The organism is Helcobacillus massiliensis, from assembly GCF_014191425.1.
Lineage (GTDB): Bacteria > Actinomycetota > Actinomycetes > Actinomycetales > Dermabacteraceae > Helcobacillus > Helcobacillus massiliensis.
Genome location: NZ_JACHWP010000003.1, coordinates 44,056 through 59,806, shown reverse-complemented (window position 1 = coordinate 59,806; position 15,751 = coordinate 44,056). Strand labels below are relative to the sequence as shown.

Genomic DNA, 15,751 nt, shown 5'->3' with positions numbered 1-15,751 from the left:
GTCAGGTCGTGGAGTGCTGGGCGGCTGTCTCCACGGCGTCGCGCACCGCGTCGGCGGCGGGCGGCAGCGACTGGTCGCCGCTGAGGTCGGCGATGCGGCGGGCGTCCTTCGTCAGCTCGTCCACCTGGTAGAGGGCGCTGTCCACGAACCCGTCGAGGATGCTCAGCAGGGTCAGGTCGATGCGGGCGCGGACCGCGGCGGGGGTGTCGTCCCCGTCGGCCAGGATGGCGGGCAGGGCGCGGAACGCATCGGCGCTGGAGGCGGGGGCGTCGGTGCTCAGGAGGGCGCGCAGGGCTGCGCGGTCCTCGTCGCGGAGGGTGCGGACGTCATCGAACACGGGCGTCGACCTCTTTCATGGCGTCGTTCATCTGCGCCACCGTCATCGGCGGCTGGTGGAGGTCGTCCGACGGGGCCTGGCCGTCCGAGGCGCTGAGGCTGAGCTGATCGGAGACGTCCACGCCGAAGATGGTGTGCACGGCGTGGAGGAACTTCGCCCCGTTGCCGGTGCGTGCCAGCTCCTGGGCGCGCGCCATCGGCGAATGGAGCAGCCGGTTGTACACGCGGTTGAGGGAGCGCTCCACCTGCTCGGCGGCGTCATCACCGCGGGCGGCACGGACAGCCTCCACTTCGGCGGTGACCTCCGCGCGGACGCTGGCGCGCATCGCGGACACGGCAGGGTCCATGGCGCGGATGCGCTGGCGCTCCTCGAAGCGGGTGACGCCGTCCTCCACGAGGGTGCGGGCGCGCTCCATCTCATCGGTCTCTCCGGTGTCGGCGGTGATGTCGGCCAGGCCCAGCAGATGCACCCGGTCCACGGCCGCAACGGAGTCGTCCACGTCCGAGTGGAGGGCGAGGTCGAGGATCACCAGTTCGCCCTCGGGACGGACGTTGTCGGCGCTGAGCACGGTGGTGCCGCCGCCGGACGCGGCGATGATGACGGAGGAGCGGGTGATGGCGGCGGGCAGCTCGTCCTCGGTGACGGCGACGGCGCTGTGGGTGTCGGCGAAGCCGGGGGCGCGGCCGGACGGGGAGAACACGCGCAGGGTGGCGATGCGGCGGCGGTGCAGTTCGGCCGACGCGATGCGGGCCATCGCACCGGTGCCGATGATGAGGGCGTCGCGGTTGCGCAGGGAGTCCACAAGTCCTTCGGCAGCGTCCAGGGCAACAGCGACGGAGGAGCGGCCTGCGGCGCCGACCCGGGTGGAGGTGGTGACCTTCTTCGCGGTGCGCATGGCGCCCTGGAACAGGTCGTTGAGCAGGCTGGTGGTGCGTCCCTCCGAGAGCGCCTCGGAGAACGAGGTGCGGACCTGGCCGGTGATCTCGGCTTCGCCGATGACCTGGGAATCGAGGCCGGAGGCGACGGAGAAGAGCTGGCGGGCGCTGGAGCGGCCGGCGTCAGCGACGAGGGATTCGGCGACGGTGGTCTCATCGAGCCCGCTGGTGTGGGAGACGGCGCGCACCACGAGGTCGACTGCGTCGTGGAAGCGGTCGGCGTCGAGGTAGATCTCGAGGCGGTTGCAGGTGGCGATCACCACCCAGCCGATCAGGGGCTGGTCCGGATGCTCCTCGTTGAGCTCGCCGATCACGGCGTCGAGCCGTTCAGCGCCGCGTGCGAGGCGGTCCAGGCCATCGAGCCCGAGCCGATCATGGGTGGCGCGAAGAGCGATGAGCATGGAATCAACCTTAAGGCTGATGTGCTCGGGACGCGAATGTTCGCCGTTCAGCTCACTAGGGCACAATGAGCGGCATCATGACTGACTTCTCTGCGCCCTCTTCAGGGCCTTCTGGCGCGCCCTCCCCGTCCCCCGCTGAGTCGCCGCTGGTCAAGCGTCTGGCCGGCCGGGGCGCCGAGGTCGCGGACGCTCCGCCGAGCGTGTGGTTCATGCGGCAGGCCGGCCGCTCCCTCCCGGAGTACAAGCAGGTGCGCGGCACCACGGGCATGCTGGAGTCCTGTCTGATCCCGGAGATGGCGGCGGAGATCACCCTGCAGCCTGTGCGGCGACACAAGGTCGATGCGGGCATCTTCTTCTCGGACATCATGACCCCGCTGAAGATCGCGGGGCTCGGCGTCCACATCGAGCCGGGCATCGGCCCCGTGTTCGAGGAGCCGATCTCCTCCGAAGCGGACATCCGCGCACTGCCGCCGGTGGATGACGTCATCCGCGCAGCGCTCGACCCGATCCGCGAGGCCGTCCGCATCACCGTCGAGGAGCTCGGCTCCACCCCGCTGATCGGCTTCTGCGGCGCCCCGTTCACGGTGGCGTCGTACATGGTGGAGGGCCGCCCCTCCCGCGACCACCTCACCACCCGCTCCCTCATGACGCGCGAACCCGAACTGTGGGCGCACCTCGCCGAATGGGTGGCGAACCTCTCCGGCGAGTTCCTGCGCGCCCAGGTCGAAGCGGGCGCCTCCGCCGTGCAGCTGTTCGACTCGTGGGCCGGGTCCCTGTCCGAGCGGGTGTACCGCGAGCACGTCCTGCCGCATTCGGAGCGCACCCTCGGCTTCGTCGCGGACCTCGATGTCCCCCGCACCCATTTCGGGGTGGGGACCGGCCACATGCTGCCGGCGATCGCGGACGCCGGCGCCACGTGCGTGGGCGTGGACCACCGGATCGAACTGTCCGAGGCGATCGACCTGCTGCCGGGCCATCTCGCGGTCCAGGGCAACATCGACCCGTCGGTCCTGTTCTCCTCTGAGGAGGTCCGCTTTGCTGAGGCGAAGCGCGTCGTCGAGCAGGGCCGCGCCGCCGCCGGTCAGGTAGTGAACCTCGGCCACGGCGTGCCGCCCACCACCGACCCGCAGGTCCTCACCGACCTCGTCGCCCACATCCATTCGCTGTGACCGCCACCGCCACCCGCACTCTCGTCATCGGCGGAGGGTTCGCCGGCCTCCTCGCCGCTCTGCGCGCCGCCCAGGCGGGCGAGCAGGTGACGCTCGTGGAAGCCGACTCCGTCACCGGCGGTGTGATCCGCTCCGCCGTCGTGGACGGTCTCGACCTCAATGCCGGGCCGGAGGCGTACGCGTCCCGCGGCGGCCGGGTCCAGGCCCTCGTGGAGGAGCTCGGCCTCGCCGACCGTGTGGTGGAACCCGCCGGGTCCAGCAGCTTCATCGTCCTGGACGACCATGCGTTCGCGTCGCCGTCGCGCGCGGTGATGGGGCTGCCGGCGCAGCCGCTGTCGGCGGAGTCGCGTCGCGCACTCGGCCTCGTCGGCTCCCTGCGCGCCGCGGCGGAGCGCCTCCTTCCGGCGTCGTACGGCTGGCGGGACGGCATCAGCATTGGGGAGCTCACCCGCCGCCGCTTCGGCCGACGGGTGCTGGACCGCCTGGTGGCGCCGCTGATCACCGGGGTGCACTCCGCGGATCCGATGGCGCTGGAACTCGAGACTGTGCTGCCGGGTCTGCGCCGACGCGCCGACCAGGCCGGCAGTGTGCAGCAGGCGGTGGCGGGCATGCTCGCCGAGCGGGATGCCGCGCAGCGGGGCCGTGCAGCCTCCGCGGGCCCTCGCACCTCCGCCCGGCCGACGGGTGCCGCCGGCAGGTCGGGCGCGCCCGTGCGGGCGGGCGCCGCGGTCCGCGCGGTCACCCCGACGATGGCGGCGATCCCCGAGGCGATGGCCGAGCGCATCCGTGAGCTCGGCGGCACGATCCGCACCTCCACCAGGGCTGTGTCCCTCGTTGCTGACGGCGACGCCTGGTCCGTGGTGCTCGACCCCGTCGGCGCTGATCGCGCACCCGAGCAGTCCGCCGACAGCACCGCACCCGAGCACACCGCGAGCGCGCCGGAGCGCATCACCGCGGACCGCCTTGTCATCGCGACCGATCCGGACACCACCCGCGACCTCCTGCGCGGCCTCGACACCGACCCCGCCCAGGCGAGCCTCGCCGATCTCGTGCCCGCCTCCCGGCCCGTGCCGGTGCGGCTGTGCACCCTCGTGCTGCAGGCGCCCGCTCTCAGCCGCCATCCGCGCGGCAACGGGGCGCTCGTGGCCCCGTCGGCCACCACCATCACGGCGAAGGCGATGACGCACGCGAGCGCGAAATGGGACCATGTCCGCAACGCGGCCCGCACGGACGAGCACCCGCACCGGCACGTGATCCGCCTCAGCTACGGCCGCGGCGACGAGCCCCTCCCCGACCGCGGCCGATTCCCCGACCTGGCGCTGCGGGACGCCGCCCGCATCCTCGGCGTGGAGGGCGCCGGCCTCAGCCTCGTGGACTGGACCCTCACCGACATCACCCGCACCCAGCGCAGGGCCGCCGCCGGGCACTCCGACGCGGTCGCGGCGCTCCGGTCGGCGCTGCCGGCCACCATCGAACTGTCCGGCGCCTGGATCGACGGCACCGGACTGGAAGCCATCACTCGAGAAAGGGACACCCGCTCATGAGCGAGATCATCCGCTTCACCACCTACACCGTCTACAAGAAGATCGGCGGCCTCAACGACGAAGGCACCGTCAGCGCCGACCAGGTCGAACAGGACCTGCAGAAGACCACCGAGGCGTTCTCGCCGCTCGGTGTGGAGGTCCTCGGCTTCTACGACGCCACCGCGTTCCGCGCGGAGGACGACCTCATCCTGTGGGTCTCCGCGGAGAAGCCGGAGGCGATCCAGGAGGCGCTGCGCCTGTTCGAGCAGTCGATCGCCGGCACCTACCTGGAGAAGGTGTGGCAGGCCTCCGGTGTGCACCGCGAGCACGAGTTCACCCGCACCCACCGCCCCGCGTTCATGGAGGACGACAAGCCGCGCAAGCAGTGGATCACCATCTACCCGTTCGTCCGCTCCTACGAGTGGTACCTGCTGGAGGAGGAGGAGCGCCGCGAGCAGATGGCCGAGCACGGCCGGTTCGGCCGCGACTACCCGAACGTGTGGGGCAACACCACCGCCGCGTTCGCCCTCGGCGACTATGAGTGGCTCCTCTCCTTCGAGGCCGATGAGCTGCACGAACTGGTCGACATGATGCGGCACCTGCGCTACACGAAGGCGCGCCTGCACGTGCGCGAAGAGCTGCCGTTCCACGTGGGCCGCCGCCTCGGCGAGCTCAGCGACGTCGCGGAGATCCTCCTGTGAGCGCCCCCATCGACTCGATCCTCTTCGCCTCCTTCGGCGGGCCGGAGACTCTCGATGACGTGATGCCGTTCCTGCGCAACGTCACCCGCGGTCGCGGCATCCCTGACGAGCGCCTCGAGGAGGTCAGCCACCACTACCGCGCCCTCGGCGGCAAGTCCCCCATCAACGACCAGAACAAGGACCTGATCGCGCGCCTGGAGAAGGCTCTGGCGGCGCGCGGCATCGACCTGCCGGTCTACTGGGGCAACCGCAACTGGGAGCCGTACGTCAACGACACGGTCAAGCAGATGCACGCCGACGGGCACCGCCACGCCCTCGGTCTCGTCACCAGCGCCTACTCCTCCTACTCATCCTGCCGCCAGTACCGGGAGGACTTCGGCCTCGCCCTGCAGGCGAACGACCTCAAGGGCGAGTTCGAGATCTCCAAGGCCCGCGTCTACTTCAACCATCCCGGGTTCCTCGACCCGGTCGTGGACTCGGTGCGCGGCGCCATCGCCGATCTCGAAGCCGACGGCCACGAGCGCTCCGCGATCGACGTGCTGTTCTCCACGCACTCCATCCCGAACACGATGGCGGACACCTCAGGTCCCCGCGACACGTGGGAGGAGGGCTCCGGCGGTTGGTACGTGAAGCAGCATCAGGCTGCGATCGACTACGTCATCGAGAAGGCCGACGCATCGGATGTGCCGCACCAGCTGGTGTACCAGTCGCGGTCGGGCCCCGCCCACATTCCGTGGCTGGAGCCGGACATCAACGACGTCATCGAAGGCCTGGAGGGCCGCACCGCGGTCATCGTGGTGCCGATCGGGTTCGTCACCGACCACGTGGAGGTCGTGTGGGACCTCGATACGGAGGCGAAGGAGACCGCTGAGGAGAAGGGCCTGGCGTTCATCCGCGTCCCCACCTCCGGCAGCAGCGACCGCTTCGTCGAGGCCCTCGTGGACCTCGTGGAGGAGCGGGTCAACGGTGCTGAACCGACGATCGCTGTGGGCCGCGACATCCAGTGCGGCGACGTCTGCGGCGCCGGGTGCTGCCCGAACGCCCGCGCGATCCAGCGCACCACCTCCGGTGTGGACTCCGAGGAGGACTGGGAGAAGGCCGGGGAGCCGAGCGAGCTCGCGCTGATGATCCGCGCGAAGCGGGAGGGAGCCGGCCGATGACGGATGCGCCCGTGCGCGTGGGCACTCGCGCCTCGAAGCTGGCGCTGTCGCAGTCCGCCTGGGCTGCCCGCCACCTCGGGGTCGAGTTCGAGCTCGTCCACGTCTCCACCCACGGCGACCGCGACCAGACGTCCCCGCTCACGCAGATCGGCGGCACCGGCGTGTTCGTCTCCGCTGTCCGCGAAGCGCTGCTGTCCGGCGAGGTCGACGTGGTGGTGCACTCCCTCAAGGACCTCCCCACCGCCGAGCCCGACGGGATCCGCCTCGCCGCGGTCCCGCCGCGCGAGTCGCCCAGTGATGCCCTGATCGCCCGCGACGGCCTCACCCTCGAGACCCTCCCGGCGGGGGCGAGCGTCGGCACGGGTTCGCCGCGCCGTGCCGCCCAGCTGCGCCTCCAGCGCCCCGACCTGGATGTGCAGCCGATCCGCGGCAACATCGACACCCGCATCGCGAACGTCACCGAGGGCCGCTTGGATGCGGTGGTGCTCGCCGCCGCCGGACTCAACCGCCTGGGGCTGACGGACCGCGTCACCGACGAGTTCGACCCGACGGTGTTCCTGCCCGCTCCCGCGCAGGGCGCCCTCGCGGTGGAGGTCCGGGAGGACGATCACCGGTTCGATGACGCCCTCGCCGCCCTCGACTGCCCCGTGACCCGCGCGGCCGTGACGGCGGAGCGTCAGCTGCTGAACTCCCTGGAGGCGGGATGCAGCGCCCCCGTCGCAGCGTACGCGGTGGTGGACGGCGCCCAGCTGCGCATGCAGGCCGGCACGTACGGCAGCACCGCGCACATGCTGGAGGAGGCGGCCGGCCCGATGGAGGACCCGCGCCAGCTGGGCCGCCGCATGGCGGAGACGATGCTGGGCCGCGGCGCCCGCGACCTCCTGTCCGAAGGGATCTGAGCCCCATCACCGCCGCGTCTGCATCCGCTGCACCGTCCGGTCGGGTCCTGGTGGCCCGGCCGGACGGCCGCGCTGATGCCCTGCTGCGGGCCCTCGCGGACCGCGGCCTGGAGGGGGTGCACCATCCCGTCACCGCGTTCGAGCACAGCGACCTGACGGACCTGCGCCGTGCCCTCGATGCCGGCGCTTACGATGCGCTCGCCCTGACCTCGCGCACCACCGTGGAGGCGCTCTGCACCGGCGGCTGGCCCGCACGGTCCGGCCGGCAGGACTTTACAGTGGCAGCCGTCGGCCCCGGCACCGCCGACGCCGCCCGCGCAGCCGGCCTGCGGGTCGACCTCGTCGCCTCGGGCAGCGGGGAGGCCCTCGTCCGGGAGCTGCCCGCCCCCGCCCCGGGCGCGCGGCTCGCCCTGCCCGCGTCATCCGCCGCCGACCCCGCCCACGCCGAGGGCCTGCGCGAAGCCGGCTGGGCGGTGGACCGCATCGTCGCCTACCGGCCCGTCCCGCGTCCCCTCCCGGACTCGGTGATCGCCGACCTGGCCGACGGGGCCGTCGGCGCCGTGGTCCTCACCTCCCCGATGATCGCCCGGGCAGTCCTGCAGCATCCCCTCGCCGCCGGGGTGCGAGTCGTCGCGATCGGGGAGCCGACCCGGGCCGCCGCGGAATCCGTCGGCCACCCCCCGGACGCGATCGCCGCCGACCCGACCGACACCGCCCTCGCCGACGCCACCGTCCGTGCCCTGAGCAGCGACCCAGCCGGCCCGACGGGCCCGACGCCGCTCACCGCCACCGACCCGCCCCATCGAGAGGAGCACTGATGATCCACCGACCGAGGCGCCTGCGCGCCACCGCCGCCCACCGCCGCCTGGTGCGCGAGCACACCCTGCGCACCGCCGACCTCATCCTGCCGATGTTCGTGCGCGAAGGCCTGGAGGAACCTCAGCCGATCTCGTCGCTGCCCGGCGTGGTGCAGCACGACCTCTCCTCCCTGCGCGGGGCCGCCCGCGAGGCCGCTGAGCTCGGCCTCGGCGGCATCATGCTGTTCGGGGTGCCGGAGGAGAAGGACGCCACCGGCACCGGCGGTGTGGACCCCGACGGGATCCTCAACCGAGCCCTGCGCGAGGTGCGCCGCGAAGTCGGCGACGACATCCTCGTGATGAGCGACCTGTGCCTGGACGAGTTCACCGACCACGGCCACTGCGGCGTGCTCGGCGCCGACGGGACCGTCGACAACGACGCCACCCTCGAGGTGTACGCCGAGATGGCGCGCCAGCAGGCCGATGCCGGCGCCCACATCGTGGCGCCGTCGGGCATGATGGACGGCCAGGTCCGCGTCATCCGCGACGCCCTCGACGAGCACGGCCGCACCGACGTGGGCATCTACGCCTACACCGCCAAGTACTCCTCCGCGTTCTACGGCCCGTTCCGCGAAGCCGTCAACTCCTCCCTCACCGGCGACCGCCGCACCTACCAGCAGGACTCCGCGAACAGCGCCGAAGCGCTGCGCGAACTCGAGCTGGACGTGGCCGAGGGCGCCGACCTGGTGATGGTGAAGCCGGGCCTGCCCTACCTCGATGTGCTCAGCCAGGTGGCGGAGGCCTCCCCCGTCCCGGTGGGCGTGTACCAGGTGTCCGGGGAGTACGCGATGATCGAAGCGGCCTCCGCCAACGGCTGGCTGGACCGCGACCGCACCGTGCTGGAGTCCCTGCTGGCGTTCAAGCGCGCCGGCGCCTCCAGCGTCCTGACCTACTATGCGGCGCATGCGGCACGCCTGCTGCGTGAGCGCCCCGACGAATTCGGAGAGTACCTGTGAGCTTTGAGATGACCACCAGCAGCACCCTGTTCGAGCGCGCGAAGGCGTCCATCCCCGGCGGCGTCAACTCCCCCGTGCGCGCCTTCGGCTCCGTCGGCGGCACCCCGCCGTACCTCGTGCGCGGCAAGGGCGCCCTGCTGTGGGACGCCGACGGCAACGAATACGTCGACATGGTCGGCTCCTGGGGCCCCATGATCCTCGGCCACGCCGACGACCAGGTGGTGCAGGCCGTCCAGGAGGCCGCCGCGAAGTCCCTCTCATTCGGCGCCCCGCACGAGGGCGAGATCGAACTGGCGGAGACCGTGATCGAACGGATCGCACCGGTGGAGCAGATCCGCATGGTCAACTCCGGCACCGAAGCGACGATGAGCGCGCTGCGCCTGGCCCGCGGCTTCACCGGCCGCGACATGATCATCAAGTTCGCCGGCTGCTACCACGGCCACGTGGACTCCCTGCTCGCGGAGGCGGGCTCGGGTGTCGCCACGTTCGCGCTGCCCGGCTCCGCCGGCGTCACCGACGCCACCGCCCACGACACCCTGGTCCTGCCGTACGGAGACCAGGAGGCCCTTGAGGCGGCGTTCGCGGAGCACGGTGAACGGATCGCCGCGATCATCACCGAAGCCGCGCCCTGCAACATGGGCGTCATCAGCCCGGGGAACTTCAACGAGTTCCTGCGCCGCACCGCCGACCAGCACGGCTCCCTGCTCATCATCGACGAAGTCCTCACCGGCTTCCGCGCCTCCCGCGAAGGCTTCTACGGGGTGGACGGTGTGGCCGCTGACCTCGTCACCTTCGGCAAGGTCATCGGCGGCGGCATGCCCGTGGGCGCGTTCGGCGGCCGCGCCGACATCATGCAGCGCCTCTCCCCGCTCGGCCCCGTGTACCAGGCGGGAACCCTGTCGGGGAACCCGCTCGCCACCGCGGCGGGTCTGGCGACGCTGCGCCAGCTGGAGGAGCCGGTGTACGAGCAGATCACGACCGCCGGTGACGCGCTGAAGCGCGAACTGACCTCGGCGCTGAGCGCGGAGGGAGTTCCGCACACCGTGAACACCGCCGGCACCCTGTTCTCCGTGTTCTTCACCGACGGTCCCGTCGGCGACTACGAGGCGGCGAAGGCGCAGAACACGGAGGCGTTCGCGGCGTTCTTCCACGCCATGCTGGACCAGGGCGTGTACATGCCTCCGTCGGCGTTCGAGGCGTACTTCGTGTCCCGTGCCCACGACGACGCGATCATCGACCGGGTCGTCTCGGCGCTTCCTGCGGCGGCTCGCGCAGCCGCACAGGTAGGCTGAACGCATGATCCCACCGCAGCTGACCACACTGGGGCCGTACGCGATCCGGCTCCTGATCATCGGAGTCGTCTTCGGCGTCATCTCGGCCGTCATCCTGACGGGGCACACGACCGTTGCCGCTGTGCTGTCACTGCTGTGGTGGGTGCTGTCGTTCCTCGCGGCGGGCGCCGTCGGCCCCCTGGCCGCGAAGCGCCACCGCTCGGGCCCCGGCTACCCCGCGGAGCCCGAGCAGTGGCTCATCGCCTTCTCCCGCGCGTTCACCATCACCCTGGCGGTGCTGGTGCTCGTCGGCTGGTTGGGGCTGTCGCTGCCGGACCTGTTCGGCGGCGAGCAGGCCGCCGGTGCGGACGGCTCCTCCGTCCGACGGGTGCTGATGACCGCGATCCTCGCGGCGATCGCCGTGATCGGCGGCTGGCTGCTCTCCACGCGCCACACCCTCTGGCTGCTGTACGGATCCTCCCGCGGCGCGGAGGCGTCGACGCCCGCGGTCAGCGACGTTGAGCACCCGAGCAGCGAGGGCGGCTCGCACGCGGTTCACTGAAACCGGCGCTCGGCTGCGTGAGCGGACGCTGCCGGCGGGTGGTTCATCTCACCCTTGCGCAAATCGATTTACGCAACTTCTGCGTTGCAGAATCGGAGCCCGTAAGGCTAGCCTTACCTCATGAACGTTTCTCGTCGATCCCTGCTGACCGCATCCGCGGCAGCCACCGCCGCCTTCGCGGCGACCGCCCTGTCCGCCTGCACCACCTCGGCCTCATCCCCGGGCGCCGGCGGATCGGACTCCAGCAGTGACGATGCGGCACCGGTGACGATCAAGCACATCTACGGCACCACCGAGATCCCCTCCACTCCGACGAGGGTCGCCACCGTCTCCTGGGTCAACGCCGATACCGCCCTCGCCCTCGGTGTTGTGCCCGTGGCCATGCCCGCCATGGAGTGGGGCGGCAACGGCAACAGGTCCACCGACTGGATCGACGCCAAGCTCGCGGAGCTCGGCGGCCCCGCCCCCACGCTGTTCTCCGAAGCCGACGGCATCAACGCCGACGCCATCGCCGCCGCCACCCCCGATGTCATCCTCGCCGCCTACTCGGGACTCACCAAGGACGAGTACGAGAAGCTCTCCAAGATCGCCCGCGTCGTGGGCCCCATCAAGGCGAACTACCTGACGTCCTGGCAGGAGGCCGCCACCGTCATCGGAGCCGCGCTGCGCAAGGACCCGAAGGAGCTCATCTCCTCGGTGGAGAAGCAGATCACCGATGCCGGCAAAGACATCCCGAAGGGCACCACGTTCATCGCCTCCACCCTCGACACTGCGGCGAACACCATCTCCCTGTACACCGGGGACGACACCCGCCCCCGCCTGCTGCGCGCCCTCGGCATGACGGAGGCGGAGGTGGTGCGCAAGAACGCCCCGAAGGACCAGTTCTTCTTCGAATGGTCCCCGGAGCGCGCCGATGAACTGGACTCCGACGTCATCTACTCGTGGATCCCCGCCGGCACGAAGCCCGAGGCCGTCAAGGCGAACTCCCTGTTCGGCCGGATCCCCGCGGTCCAGAACGACAAGCTGATCGTCACCGACTCCGACCACGCCACCCTGTCGGTCTCGGCGGCCAGCGCGCTGTCCCTCCCCTGGGCTGTGAAGAACGTGATCCCCGCCTGGATCGAGACCATCACGGCGTGAGCACACGCCTGCCCGTCCCGGTGATCCTGCTGGTCAGCGCCCTCGCCCTGGCCGGTGGGATCGTCGCTTCCCTGACGATCGGCGCGCGTGCAGTTCCCGTCGGCGAGGTCTGGGCGGCGCTGACCACCGCGGCGGACTCCACCAGTGCGGACGTGGTCCGCTCCCGGATCCCCCGCACCGTGCTCGCCGTCGCGGTGGGTGCAGCCCTCGCCGTGGCCGGTGCCGCGATGCAGGGCATGACCCGCAACCCCCTCGCGGATCCGGGCATCCTCGGCCTGAACGCCGGCGCCGCCTTCGCCGTGGTCGCCGCGATCCAGCTGTTCTCCATCGGCTCCGTCCTCGGCTTCGCCTCCGCCGCGTTCCTCGGTGCGGGCGTCGCCGCCGTCGCCGTGTACGTCATCGCATCCCTCGGCCGCGCCGGCGCCACCCCGGTGCGCCTCGCCCTCGCCGGCGCGGGACTGTCCGCTGCGCTCAGCGCTGCCACCTCCGCGATCCTGCTGACGAACAACACCGCGATCGGGCAGTTCCGCTTCTGGCAGGTGGGGGTGCTCGGCGCCCGCAGCGTCCGCGACGTCCTCCTGATCCTGCCGCTGATGCTGGCGGGCGCTGCGGTCATCGCCGGGTCGGCTCGCCTGCTGAACACCCTCGCCCTGGGGGACGACTCCGCGGCGGGCCTCGGCATCTCCGTCGCCCGCGGCCGGATCCTGCTCGGTGCGGGTGCGGTGCTGCTGGCGGGTTCAGCGACCGCCCTGGCCGGACCGATCGCGTTCGTGGGACTCGTGGTTCCGCATGCGGTCCGGCTGCTGGTGGGCGGTGACTATGCCCGGATCATTGCGCTGAGCGCGCTGCTGGGGCCGGTGCTGCTGCTGGTCGCCGACACCGTCGGCCGGGTGATCGCTCCGCCGGCGGAGGTGCAGGTCGGGGTGATGACCGCGGTCATCGGCGCCCCGGTGTTCATCGCACTGATCCGATCCGGCAGGCAGGTGGGACTGTGAGCGCTGCCCTCCGACTGACCGCGGTGCTGCTGTGGCTCGCCGCAGCGTGCCTGCTGCGCCTCATGCTGGGCGATCCCCTGCTGCTGGCCGGCGACATCATCCTCGGCCTCACCGGCGACGCCCCGGGAGTGCGCTTCATCCTCGTGGAGTCCCGCCTGCCCGCGGTCGCGGTGGGCGTCCTCGCCGGTGCGGCACTGGGTGCCTCCGGCACCCTGTTCCAGACTCTGCTGCGCAATCCTCTGGCCGCCCCGGATGTGGTGGGCGTCAGCTATGGAGCGTCGGCGGCGGCCGTGGTGGGGATGAGCGTGTTCGCCCTGCAGGGCCCCGCTCTCAGCGCGGTGGCTGTGCTGGGCGGTCTGGCGTCCGCGCTGCTCGTGATGTGGGTGGCGCGCGGCGGGACCACCCAGTTCGTCCTCGTGGGCATCGCGGTGGCCGCCGCGCTGCAGGCGGTGGTGAACTTCCTGCTGACCCGGTCTGATGCGCGCACCGCGCAGGACCTGCTGCACTGGCTGGTGGGGTCATTGGCGTCCGCGTCGTGGGAGCGCGCGGGTGTTCTCGCACTCTGCCTGCTGGGCCTCGCGCCGGCGGCGGCGCTGGTGATCCGGCCGCTGTCCTCCCTGGAGCTCGGCGAGGATGCGGCCGCGTCCCTCGGTACCCGCGTCGGCACGGCCCGCGTCGCGGTGGTGTTGGTCGCCGTGGCACTGAGCGCCGTCGCGATCGCGGTGACGGGGCCGCTCGCCTTCGTCGCGTTCCTCTCCGGGCCGATCGCGCGGCTGCTCCTTCCCGGCCGACGTGCCCTCGGCCTCACCCTCGCCGCCGCGGCCGCCGTGGGCGCCGCCCTCACCGTGACAGCGGACCTCACTCCTCTGCCCGCCGGTGTCATCACCGGTCTGCTGGGGGCTCCGTTCCTGCTGTGGATGCTGACCCGAAAGGACTCCTCCCTATGACCAGTCTGCGCGCCGACCACCTGTCCCTCGGCTATGACCGCTCCCTGATCGTGGACGACCTCTCCCTTGAGCTGCCCCACGGCGAGGTCACGATCATCGTGGGCGCGAACGGGTCCGGGAAGTCGACTCTGCTGCGGGGCCTGTCCCGGCTTCTGCGCCCGCAGGGCGGCTCGGTGCTGCTGGACGGCAAGTCGATCCAGCAGCAGTCGCCGAAGCAGGTGGCGCGCAAGCTCGGCCTGCTGCCGCAGACGCCGACAGCGCCCGACGGCATCACCGTGCGCGACCTCGTGGGACGCGGCCGGTTCCCCCACCAGGGTCTGTTCCGCTCCCTCACCGCGGAGGACCACGCCGCCGTGGACCGTGCCCTGGCCGCCACGGGGATGCAGGAGCACGCGGACCGGATCACCAGTGAACTGTCCGGCGGGCAGCGGCAGCGCGCCTGGATCGCCATGGCGCTCGCGCAGGAGACCGACCTGCTGCTGCTGGACGAGCCGACCACCTTCCTGGATGTGGCGCACCAGATCGATGTGCTGGACGTGGTGCAGCGGCTGAACCGGGAGCGCGGAACCACGGTGGCGATCGTCCTGCACGATCTGAACCTCGCCGCCCGGTACGCCGACACCCTGGTGGCGATGAAGCAGGGAGCGGTGGTCGCCGCCGGGGCGCCCGGGGACGTCGTCACATCGGAGCTGGTGGGCGAGGTGTTCGGCCTGGACGCGGACGTGGTGACCGACCCGCAGACCCGGACACCGATGGTGGTGCCGCGCCGGGCGGCGGCTGCGGATCGTCCCCGTCCGGTGCTGGAGATCGCCCATTCGCTGCTGATGCGCACGCACGTGGCGCAGGTGGAGAACCTCTCCCCCACGTTCCTGCGCCTGACGCTGGCCGGCCCGGACCTGCAGCACTTCGGCTGCGGGGCTCACCCGCAGGATCTGCGGGTCAAGGTGCTGGTGCCTCCGTCGGCCGATCCGGGGCGCCCGGCGGGCACCGCTGCTGCCTCCGCTGCCGCACCGTCCGCCGGCGCCCGCGGCGATGCCGACCCGATCGAGCGTCTGCGGCCCGGGGCGAGCTGCACTGAGGCCGAGGCCGACGCCTGGTACAAGGAGTGGCTGCAGGTGCCGGAGGAGGTGCGCGGCGTCATGCGCACCTACACCGTGCGCGAGCACCGGCAGGCTCTGCACCCGGGCAATGCGAGTCCGCATCCGGAGATCGTGATCGACGTGGTGCGGCACATCGGCGGCCGGGCCTCCGAGTTCCTCCAGTCAGTGCAGGTGGGCGACACGGTGGAGATCCTCGGACCGAATCGGCACGTGGTGGGGCCGGACTGGGCGGGAATCGCGTTCCGCCCCGGGGACGCGCGGCACCTGCTGCTGGCCGGCGACGAGACGGCGGCGCCGGCGATCCTGTCGATCCTGGAGGCGCTGCCCGCATCGTTCACAGGTGACGCCCTGATCGAAGTGCCGGATTCCGCTGATGAGATGCCCGTGATGACGCGCAGCGCCGTGCGCGTGCAGTGGCTGGTGCGCGGGTCGCAGCCGTCCGGGGCTCTGCTCGAGGACGCTGTGCGCAGCTGCGTGGCGCCGCCGCCGTTCCTGGAGGCCGGGGAGGAGCCGGAGGACATCGACGTGGACCAGATACTGCTGTGGGAGACCGCCTCGGGCGGGTCGCTGCCGTTCTACGCGTGGCTCGCCGGGGAGGCGGGCGTCATCAAGCAGCTGCGCCGCTACCTGGTGCGCGACGCCGGTATCGACCGGACGCAGGTGAGCTTCATGGGCTACTGGCGGGTGGGCCGTTCGGAGTCCTGACCCCGCCGCCGGGCCGCGGAGATCGAATCGCCGCCCTCGAGCGGGCCTGATGCTCCCTCCGCTCCGGTCCGGCCCCGCCCCGGCCTGGCCCGG

General features: G+C 71.8%; 15 protein-coding genes. 13 read left to right on the top strand and 2 right to left on the bottom strand.

What is annotated here, in order from left to right; genetic code table 11:
- Position 1 precedes the first annotated feature (1 nt).
- On the bottom strand, positions 2–337 hold the full coding sequence (locus FHX50_RS07205) for a hypothetical protein (RefSeq protein WP_183376106.1): 336 nt from the start codon (positions 335–337) through the stop codon (positions 2–4).
- Positions 327–1,673 (bottom strand): glutamyl-tRNA reductase, encoded by a 1,347-nt coding sequence (locus FHX50_RS07200; RefSeq protein ID WP_183376104.1) that lies wholly within the window; start codon positions 1,671–1,673, stop codon positions 327–329. Before FHX50_RS07200 ends, FHX50_RS07205 begins: the two co-directional genes overlap by 11 nt.
- A 77-nt stretch (positions 1,674–1,750) precedes the next feature.
- Between FHX50_RS07200 and hemE the strand changes: the two genes are divergently transcribed.
- The 13 genes from hemE (at position 1,751) to FHX50_RS07135 (ending at position 15,658) form a co-directional block, all read left to right on the top strand.
- Positions 1,751–2,842, top strand: coding sequence for a uroporphyrinogen decarboxylase (hemE, locus tag FHX50_RS07195; RefSeq protein WP_246370857.1), 1,092 nt, complete (start codon positions 1,751–1,753; stop codon positions 2,840–2,842).
- Positions 2,839–4,386 carry an FAD-dependent oxidoreductase gene (locus FHX50_RS07190; RefSeq protein ID WP_183376099.1) on the top strand — a complete coding sequence of 516 codons (1,548 nt, stop codon included), beginning with the start codon at positions 2,839–2,841 and terminating at the stop codon, positions 4,384–4,386. The genes hemE and FHX50_RS07190 overlap by 4 nt, the downstream gene beginning before the upstream one ends.
- The gene (gene hemQ, locus FHX50_RS07185; protein WP_183376096.1) at positions 4,383–5,066 is read left to right on the top strand and encodes a hydrogen peroxide-dependent heme synthase; all 684 of its coding nucleotides are present in this window, start codon (positions 4,383–4,385) and stop codon (positions 5,064–5,066) included. Before FHX50_RS07190 ends, hemQ begins: the two co-directional genes overlap by 4 nt.
- Positions 5,063–6,226, top strand: a complete 1,164-nt coding sequence (locus FHX50_RS07180; RefSeq protein WP_183376095.1) for a ferrochelatase — start codon at positions 5,063–5,065, stop codon at positions 6,224–6,226. Before hemQ ends, FHX50_RS07180 begins: the two co-directional genes overlap by 4 nt.
- Positions 6,223–7,125, top strand: a complete 903-nt coding sequence (gene hemC / locus FHX50_RS07175; RefSeq protein ID WP_183376092.1) for a hydroxymethylbilane synthase — start codon at positions 6,223–6,225, stop codon at positions 7,123–7,125. The genes FHX50_RS07180 and hemC overlap by 4 nt, the downstream gene beginning before the upstream one ends.
- 50 nt (positions 7,126–7,175) lie before the next feature.
- Entirely contained in the window at positions 7,176–7,943 is a 768-nt protein-coding gene (locus tag FHX50_RS07170) for a uroporphyrinogen-III synthase (protein WP_183376089.1), read from the top strand.
- Positions 7,943–8,938 carry a porphobilinogen synthase gene (gene hemB, locus FHX50_RS07165; protein ID WP_183376086.1) on the top strand — a complete coding sequence of 332 codons (996 nt, stop codon included), beginning with the start codon at positions 7,943–7,945 and terminating at the stop codon, positions 8,936–8,938. The genes FHX50_RS07170 and hemB overlap by 1 nt, the downstream gene beginning before the upstream one ends.
- Before the next feature lie 8 nt (positions 8,939–8,946).
- Positions 8,947–10,230 (top strand): glutamate-1-semialdehyde 2,1-aminomutase, encoded by a 1,284-nt coding sequence (hemL, locus tag FHX50_RS07160; RefSeq protein WP_183376321.1) that lies wholly within the window; start codon positions 8,947–8,949, stop codon positions 10,228–10,230.
- A 4-nt stretch (positions 10,231–10,234) separates the two neighbouring features.
- Positions 10,235–10,771 carry a hypothetical protein gene (locus tag FHX50_RS07155; RefSeq protein ID WP_183376084.1) on the top strand — a complete coding sequence of 179 codons (537 nt, stop codon included), beginning with the start codon at positions 10,235–10,237 and terminating at the stop codon, positions 10,769–10,771.
- 120 nt (positions 10,772–10,891) lie between these two features.
- On the top strand, positions 10,892–11,911 hold the full coding sequence (locus FHX50_RS07150) for an ABC transporter substrate-binding protein (protein WP_183376081.1): 1,020 nt from the start codon (positions 10,892–10,894) through the stop codon (positions 11,909–11,911).
- Positions 11,908–12,906, top strand: coding sequence for a FecCD family ABC transporter permease (locus tag FHX50_RS07145; protein ID WP_239375423.1), 999 nt, complete (start codon positions 11,908–11,910; stop codon positions 12,904–12,906). Before FHX50_RS07150 ends, FHX50_RS07145 begins: the two co-directional genes overlap by 4 nt.
- A complete protein-coding gene (locus FHX50_RS07140) occupies positions 12,903–13,853 on the top strand; it encodes a FecCD family ABC transporter permease (protein WP_239375422.1) in 951 nt (316 codons plus the stop codon). Before FHX50_RS07145 ends, FHX50_RS07140 begins: the two co-directional genes overlap by 4 nt.
- A complete protein-coding gene (locus tag FHX50_RS07135; RefSeq protein WP_183376079.1) occupies positions 13,850–15,658 on the top strand; it encodes an ATP-binding cassette domain-containing protein in 1,809 nt (602 codons plus the stop codon). Before FHX50_RS07140 ends, FHX50_RS07135 begins: the two co-directional genes overlap by 4 nt.
- The last annotated feature ends 93 nt before the right edge of the window (positions 15,659–15,751 follow it).

Excerpts from the sequence above, each read along its gene's own strand:
- FHX50_RS07200 (WP_183376104.1), bottom strand. The coding sequence starts at position 1,673 with ATGCTCATCGCTCTTCGCGCCACCCATGATCGGCTCGGGCTCGATGGC.
- hemE (WP_246370857.1), top strand. The coding sequence starts at position 1,751 with ATGACTGACTTCTCTGCGCCCTCTTCAGGGCCTTCTGGCGCGCCCTCC.
- hemQ (WP_183376096.1), top strand. The coding sequence starts at position 4,383 with ATGAGCGAGATCATCCGCTTCACCACCTACACCGTCTACAAGAAGATC.
- hemC (WP_183376092.1), top strand. The coding sequence starts at position 6,223 with ATGACGGATGCGCCCGTGCGCGTGGGCACTCGCGCCTCGAAGCTGGCG.
- hemB (WP_183376086.1), top strand. The coding sequence starts at position 7,943 with ATGATCCACCGACCGAGGCGCCTGCGCGCCACCGCCGCCCACCGCCGC.
- hemL (WP_183376321.1), top strand. The coding sequence starts at position 8,947 with ATGACCACCAGCAGCACCCTGTTCGAGCGCGCGAAGGCGTCCATCCCC.
- FHX50_RS07155 (WP_183376084.1), top strand. The coding sequence starts at position 10,235 with ATGATCCCACCGCAGCTGACCACACTGGGGCCGTACGCGATCCGGCTC.
- FHX50_RS07150 (WP_183376081.1), top strand. The coding sequence starts at position 10,892 with ATGAACGTTTCTCGTCGATCCCTGCTGACCGCATCCGCGGCAGCCACC.
- FHX50_RS07135 (WP_183376079.1), top strand. The coding sequence starts at position 13,850 with ATGACCAGTCTGCGCGCCGACCACCTGTCCCTCGGCTATGACCGCTCC.